General features: G+C 67.6%; 4 protein-coding genes. All 4 read right to left on the minus strand.

The annotated features are described in order from the left end of the window. Positions 1 to 63 precede the first annotated feature (63 nt). The 4 genes from ACFTWF_RS43610 to ACFTWF_RS43625 all read right to left on the minus strand — a co-directional run bounded on the left by ACFTWF_RS43610 (position 64) and on the right by ACFTWF_RS43625 (position 6,031). Positions 64 to 3,342, minus strand: coding sequence for a protein kinase (locus ACFTWF_RS43610; RefSeq protein WP_378467268.1), 3,279 nt, complete (start codon positions 3,340 to 3,342; stop codon positions 64 to 66). 477 nt (positions 3,343 to 3,819) lie between these two features. Beyond that, positions 3,820 to 4,062: a YegP family protein gene (locus ACFTWF_RS43615; RefSeq protein ID WP_378467274.1), complete on the minus strand. Its 243-nt coding sequence runs from the start codon at positions 4,060 to 4,062 to the stop codon at positions 3,820 to 3,822. A gap of 500 nt (positions 4,063 to 4,562) precedes the next feature. Next, a complete protein-coding gene (locus ACFTWF_RS43620; protein WP_378467269.1) occupies positions 4,563 to 5,882 on the minus strand; it encodes a Glu/Leu/Phe/Val dehydrogenase in 1,320 nt (439 codons plus the stop codon). Beyond that, positions 5,879 to 6,031, minus strand: coding sequence for a hypothetical protein (locus ACFTWF_RS43625; protein WP_378467270.1), 153 nt, complete (start codon positions 6,029 to 6,031; stop codon positions 5,879 to 5,881). Before ACFTWF_RS43625 ends, ACFTWF_RS43620 begins: the two co-directional genes overlap by 4 nt. Positions 6,032 to 6,207: the final 176 nt, after the last annotated feature.

Here is a 6,207-nt window from a genome sequence, read left to right on the forward strand (position 1 = left end):
ATGGGCATGGTCGGGGCGATGCCGATTCCGCTGAGGGACAGCGGAACCAGGTAGGTGCCGACGTCAGGAACCCTCGCCCCGGGATTGCACGACCCACGCCGCGATCTGCGCGCGCGAGTTGTATCCCAGCTTCGTCAGGAGGTGCTCCACGTGCCCCTGCGCGGTGCGGGGCGAGATCACCAGTCGAGCGGCGATCTCCTTGTTGGTCAGCCCCTCGGCGATCAGGGCGGCAACCTCCCGCTCCCGTTTCGTCGGCTTCGACGACGGACCCGCGGACGCCGACGCCGACGACACCTGCTCGCCCAGTGCGTAGGCGACGGCTGCGTCGAAGCCGAACCCCCGGCCCCTTTCGTGCGCCGCGGCGTACGACTGCGCGGTCATCGCCTCCCTCGTCCGCTGTTCGCACTCGTCCTGGTACACGCTCAGGCCTGGCACCAACACCGCCGAACTGCCCACCGACCGGGTCAGCGCGTCGGCGGCTCCCATCAACACGACCGCCCGCTCAGCGTTGTCCTCCTCCGCGGCGATCCACGCGAGCGCCTGCAGGCAGACGCTGGCATTGAGCCGGTCGTTCACCCGGCGGTCCACCTGGAGTGCCTGCCCCAGGAGGCGCGCCGCGCGCTCCCTCTCGCCGAGCCGCCACACGGCGACGGCCAGCGCCCACAACGAATAGGACCGATACACCGATTCGCCCTGCGCCTCGGTGATCGCGAGGACCCGCTCATGGCATTCGATGGCTCGTGCCGTGTCGTTCAAGAGGTCGTGCGTCATCCCGAGGCCCACGATGGCGGCGACCTCGTAGAGGTCGTTGCGTCCCGCGAACGCCTCCGCGGCCTGTTCGAGCCGTGCGCGTGCGTCGGGGAGACGCCCACCGAACAGTGCCGCGTATCCGACCGTGTGGTCGACGTGGGCGCGCACCATCGGATCGGTCGTCCGGGCGGCGAGCGCCTGCGCCTCGTCTGCCAGCCTGTCCGAGACCGGGATGTCGCCCTGCACTCCGGCCAGCACGACGCCGGCGTAGAGCGCCTTGGCGCGATCACTCGTCGGCTCGGGGGGCTGCCGATCGAGGAGGCGTCCGACCCACCGCCGTCCCTCGCCGAACAATCCGCGGGACAGCCAGAACGGGTACAGAGCGGCGGCGATGCGCAGTCCGATATCCGGACTGTCGGAGATGCAGAACTCCAGCGCTTCACGGAGATTCGGTTGCTCCCGCCACAGCTGGGCGATCAACGAGAGCTGCCGGGAACTGATCCATTCGGCATCGGCCTCCAGCGCCAATCGCTCACACCAGTCCCGGTGCCGACGGCGAAGTTCGGTGTACTCCCCACTCTCCTGCGCCTTTTCGCGCCCGTAGGCGCGCAAGGTCTCGAGCATCCGGAACCGCACCGCGGTACCCGACTCTTCGCGTGTCAGGATCGACTTGTCGACGAGGAAACTCACCGTGTCGAGCAGGTCCTCCGCCTCGTCGCCGCCGCACACCTGTTCCGCGGCCTCGAGTTCGAAACTGCCCGCGAACACGGCGAGCTGCGCCCACATTCGTTGTTCCGCGGGCGTACACAGGTCGTAACTCCAGTCGATGCACATCCGCAACGTCTGCTGCCGCGACGGCGCATCCCTGCTGCCGCGGGTGAGAAGCAGGTAGCGGTCGGTCAGCCGCCGCAGAATCTGGTCGGGCGTCATCGCACGAAGTCGGGCGGCCGCCAACTCGATCGGCAGCGGCAGTCCGTCCAGCCGCTGGCAGATTCGGGCGATGGTGACCTTGTTGTCCTCGGTGAGCTCGAACCCGGGGACGGCGGCGGCGCCCCGCTCGACGAACAGGGTGACCGCATCGTTGCGGGGCAGACCCTTCGGGAGGTTATCGGGATCCGGGACCGGCAGCGGGGGAATCAGCAGCGCCGCTTCCCCGCCGATCCCGAGCGCTTCGCGACTGGTGGCGAGAATCCGCAACTGCGGACACGCGCGAAGCAGGATCTCGGCGAGCTTCGCGGCCGCGGCCACCACCTGCTCGCAGTTGTCCAGCACGAGCAGCAGCTCCCGCGGGGCGAGGAACTCGACCAGCACCTCGTGCGCGGATCGCGCCGACTGGTCCCGCACCCCCAGCGCAGCCGCTACCATCCCGGGCAGCAGCGAATCATCGCGCAGCTCACCCAGTTCGACCAACGTCACGCCGTCCGAGAAGTTCCGTTGCGCCTTGGTGGCGGCACGCAGCGCGAGCCGGGTCTTGCCCACCCCGCCGATTCCGGTCAACGTCACCAGCCGCGACGTCGACAGCAGGTTCGTCGCCTCGGCCAGTTCGGTGCGGCGGTCCACGAAGCTGGTGAGCTCGAGCGGAAGTCCGCCCGTCCGGCCCGAATCGGCCGGTGACCACGCGGGCCTGCCTGACGCACCTCCCTCCGGCGAACGGCCCCCCACTACGGACGACCCACCCTGCACCGCACCGGGTTCCGGATGCATTGCCATCTCGTCGACCGGGAAGCCGTGATGCAGTTGGCACTCACGAAGTTGCCGGCCCAGCTCCACCGCGGAGGGTCGGTCACGGGGGTCGGCGGACATCGCGCGCTCGATGACGGCGCTGATGTCCTCGGCGATGCCGTGCTCGCGCGGATTCGGAACCGGCTCGGACGTGATCCGCAGGAACTGCGCCACCAGTTGCTCACCGCTGCGGCGTTCGAAGGCGGCGTGCCCGGTGATGGCCGCGAACAAGGTGGCGCCGAGACCGTAGACGTCGGCGGCAGGACTCGGGGGGTCGCCGGCCACCACCTCGGGGGCGGTGAACGCAGGCGATCCCGTCACGATCCCGGCATTCGTTTCGAACCCGCCGGCGATGTGCGCGATGCCGAAATCCGTCAGCGCCGGCTCACCGTAGTCGGTGATGAGGATGTTCCCCGGCTTGACGTCGCGATGGAGGATTCCGAGGCGGTGGGCGGTCTCCAGTGCCCCGGCCGTCTTCACTCCGAGCCGCAGCGCTTCGTCCGGTGGGAGCGGTCCGTGGCGCCGGATGCGCTCGTCGAGGGAACTCTGCGCGCAGTACGGCATGACGATGTAGGGCCTGCCGTTCTCCGTGACGTCCGCGTGCAGAACGTTGACGATGTTGGGGTGTCCGGTCAGCCTGCCCGCCGCACGCTGTTCGCGCAGGAACCGCGCCCGGTTCTCCTCGTCCAGGTCAGCGGTGAGGACCTTGACCGCCACGGTGCGGTCGAGCGCGGTCTGGCGGCAGCGGTACACCACCCCGAAGCCGCCGCGGCCGATCTCCTGGGCGTCGTCGAACCCGGCCGCCGCCAACTCCGCGGTGACCGAACCGGACACGTCGCGTTGGGTCGCGAACGGATCGACATCAGTCATCGACTACATCGATTCATCCCCTCAGGATATCGCCGACTGCCCGTCCGACGGCCGACTTGCAGCGCACGTCGGCCGAACCGGAATGAGACGTAGCGCGTGCGTCGGTACCGTCCAGTCCGTTCTTCCGCCGAGCAGCCGGTCGGGGTGATTCCGCGGCACCGAACATTTCCGCCTCACACCGAGTAACTCGCCCCTCGGTGGGGTACTCGACATTCACGCTGCACCGGGCTCGGCGGCCCCGAGACGCAGCCAGGTCCCCTGACCGGTCCCCCTCGGCCGGGTGGCCGCCCGCCGCCCGTGTACGAGGACGCCCCCCTCTTCCTCGGACACGGGCGGCACCCATCTCGGTAGCCCGCCTGGCGACGACGATCTCGATTTGCGACACGATGACGACGGCGGATGGTTCGTCCAGGGTCCCCGACCGCGATCGCGAGCCCTCACTCCAGGACCTCACCCACTACAACACCGTGTCCCTGTTCACCGAAGACGCCACCTCCGCGGCAAACTGCTGTGCTCCGTGACATTCCTCGTCGACAAGTCAGCACTGATCCGCGAAGAACACGGCGATCGCCGTCCGCCTCGCGATCTCGCCACAATCCCGTTCTCGGCAGCCACCTTCGAGGTGCAGCCCTGGCTGACCGCGACGATCTCGCCGTTGGCGGCCTTCAGGTGGCAACCGGAATTGACGGGCGGTGTCCTTGAACATCTCGAACTTCGCAGTCATCATGCCTCCTCGGGATGGCTCTCAGGAGTTCGCGGACCACTGCTCAGGGTAAACCTGGACGTGGACAGCGCGGGTTGAAGCGCCAATCCATCGAATCGTTGCAGCCGATCAATCACCCCGACCGACCACCCATCGCTTCTGCAGCCGATAGCACCGCGAACCGGGGCACACGACACGCCGACTCTCTCGACGGCGCGGCAGGGTTGAGGTCGTCAAGCAGACCCATTGGAAGAACTGGCGAGTTCCGCAGGTAATGGTCCGTGTCGGTCACCGACAAGGTGCGCCGGGCAATTCGTGAGAGTTACACCCCGGGAGGTCGGCGATCTGGCCGAATCCGTTGCAACCCGGTCTCGATAATTTGTTACACAACAGTTTCCGATGTCGGCCATCATTTGAGCGTCCCGACGCGGATCTGAGTGGAGTCGTCACCATCGGTGGGGTGAGTTCGGTGTGCCATTGTATCCACCCCACCACAGCGTGTCTCGGCATTCCCGGTCTACGGGTACAGGCCGCGGACCTGGTGTGCCTCGGCGACCTTGCCGACACCCAAGACATGGGCTGCCAACCGAAGTGGAATTCTCTTGTCGCCTGCGAGAGCCCACACCGACTGGGATGCGGTACGCATCAGGGCTACAAGCTTGCGGTCCACTTCCTCGCTGCTCCAGGAAAAGGCCTGCAGGTTCTGCACCCATTCCAGGTAGGAAACGACGACACCGCCGGCGTTGGCGAGGATGTCCGGAACGACGGTGATGCCCTTGTCAACGAAAGTCGCGTCGGCCTCGGGTGAGGTCGGCCCGTTCGCACCCTCGACGATCATTCGCGCGCGGACGGTCTCGGCGTTCTGCCCGGTCAGCACACCGTCCATGGCAGCGGGGACGAGGACATCCACATCGAGCGCGAGCAATTCCGCGTTGGAGATCTGTTCGGCGCCATCGTAACTGGCGAGGGTTCCACCGCGACCCACCCACTCATGGATCGCTGCGATCTCGAGCCCGGATTCGCGGTAGCAGCCGCCGGTGACGTCCGAGACCGCCACCACCCGGCAGCCTTCGTCGGCGAAGAACTGCGCCGCGTGGGCACCGACCTTCCCGAACCCCTGAATGGCCACCGACGCGCCGACCGGGTCGATCCCCTTCTGCCGCATCGCTTCCAGCGCAGCGAGGACCACCCCACGGGAGGTGGCACCGGCCCGGCCGTTCGACCCACCGACAGCCAGGGGTTTACCGGTGGTAGCTCCGTGGACAGAGTAGCCGGCGCTGACGGAGTAGGTATCCATCATCCAGGCCATGGTGGTTTCGTCGGTATTGACATCGGGAGCGGGAATGTCCTTGTCGGGACCGATGAACGGCAGGATCTCCTGGGTGTATCGGCGGGTGAGTCGTTCCTTTTCCGCCATGCTCAGGACACTGGCATCTACCGCGATGCCGCCATTGGCCCCGCCATAAGGTAGGCCGAGGAGGGCGCACTTCCAGGTCATCCACATCGCGAGCGCGGTGACCTCCTCGATGTCACTGGCGGGGTGGAATCGGACGCCTCCCTTGCCGGGGCCGCGGGTGAGGTTGTGCTGGACACGGTAGCCGGTGTAGATCTCGGTGGTTCCGGTGTCCCGGCGCAGGGGCACGGCCACGGTCAGGGACCGGCGGGGTGTGGCGAGTAGCTGATGGAGTCCCTCGTCGAGTCCGAGGAGATCAGTGGCGTTGCGCAGTTGGGTCAACGCTGCCCGGTGGGCGAGTTGGCCGGGGGACGGCGGCGCACCGAAGGTCGCGGGAGCGGTGGGGTTCGGCTCTGTAGCGGTGTGGAGATCGGTGATCGTCATGCGGGCGGCCTTTGCTGGTGTCTTGCCTCGACGGTCTGGATGGCGCGATCGAGGCGCTCGATCAGGTACTCGGTTTCGGAGTCGTCGATGATGGTCAGAGTGGTGGCCGCGACCGCGCCGCGGGCGACGATGTCTTCGTCGCGGAACACACGCAGCACCGCCGAGACTCCGGAGTCGACGACGCCGCCTCAGGAAGATGGTCTAGGACACGGCACCTACGATGCGCCGGCCGGACCGGGCGCGGGAGATCAGCACGGTCACCACGACGAGCAGGGCGAGCACTCCGGACAGCCCGTAGCCGATGCCGTAGAGGCCCTTGGCGGCG

Origin of the sequence: Rhodococcus sp. NPDC056960, from assembly GCF_042674125.1 — a bacterium.
Lineage (GTDB): Bacteria > Actinomycetota > Actinomycetes > Mycobacteriales > Mycobacteriaceae > Rhodococcus_F.

What these genes read in the sequence shown, in the direction of transcription:
- ACFTWF_RS43610 (WP_378467268.1), bottom strand. Translation starts at nt 3,342, where the DNA reads ATGACTGATGTCGATCCGTTCGCGACCCAACGCGACGTGTCCGGTTCG.
- ACFTWF_RS43620 (WP_378467269.1), bottom strand. Translation starts at nt 5,882, where the DNA reads ATGACGATCACCGATCTCCACACCGCTACAGAGCCGAACCCCACCGCT.